The following is a 577-nucleotide window of genomic DNA, read 5'->3' as shown; positions in this document are numbered from 1 at the left end:
TGGCCACCGTCCTGCTGTCAAGATGTACTAACACCTTTTGTGGTGTCTGATGAGCGTCTACTCTGGCACCTTAACCTCGCGTTCGGTTCATCCCGCATCGCCAGTTCTGCTTACCAAAAATGGCCCACTAGTGTTGATTCATTCGAATGCCCACGTTCAATTAAGCAACAAGGGCTTCTTACATATTTAAAGTTTGAGAATGGATGAAGGCTAAATAGCGCCCCCGAGTCCCTAATCATTCGCTTTACCTCATAAAACTGAGTTCAACACTGCTATCCTGAGGGAAACTTCGGCGGAAACCAGCTACTAGAAGGTTCGATTAGTCTTTCGCCCCCATGCCCATGTTTGACGATCGATTTGCACGTCAGAACCGCTGCGAGCCTCCACCAGAGTTTCCTCTGGCTTCACCCTACACAGGCATAGTTCACCTTCTTTCGGGTCCGGCCCCGTATGCTCTTACTCAAATCCATCCGATAACATCAGGATCGGTCGATGATGCGCCGAAGCTCTCACCTGCGTTCACTTTCATTTCGCGTAGGGGTTTGACACCCGAACACTCGCATACGAAGACGACTCC

General features: G+C 50.1%; 1 rRNA gene. It reads right to left on the bottom strand.

What is annotated here, in order from left to right:
* Positions 1-576 (bottom strand): 23S ribosomal RNA (locus ACTS4L_RS11390); the annotation flags it as partial.
* Position 577 lies beyond the last annotated feature (1 nt).

The sequence above is a fragment of the Cysteiniphilum sp. 19S12-1 genome, from assembly GCF_052030685.1.
In the GTDB taxonomy this organism is placed as follows: domain Bacteria; phylum Pseudomonadota; class Gammaproteobacteria; order Francisellales; family Francisellaceae; genus Caedibacter.
Note: the sequence above shows the minus strand (reverse complement) of the source record. Positions and strands in the feature narration are given on the sequence as shown.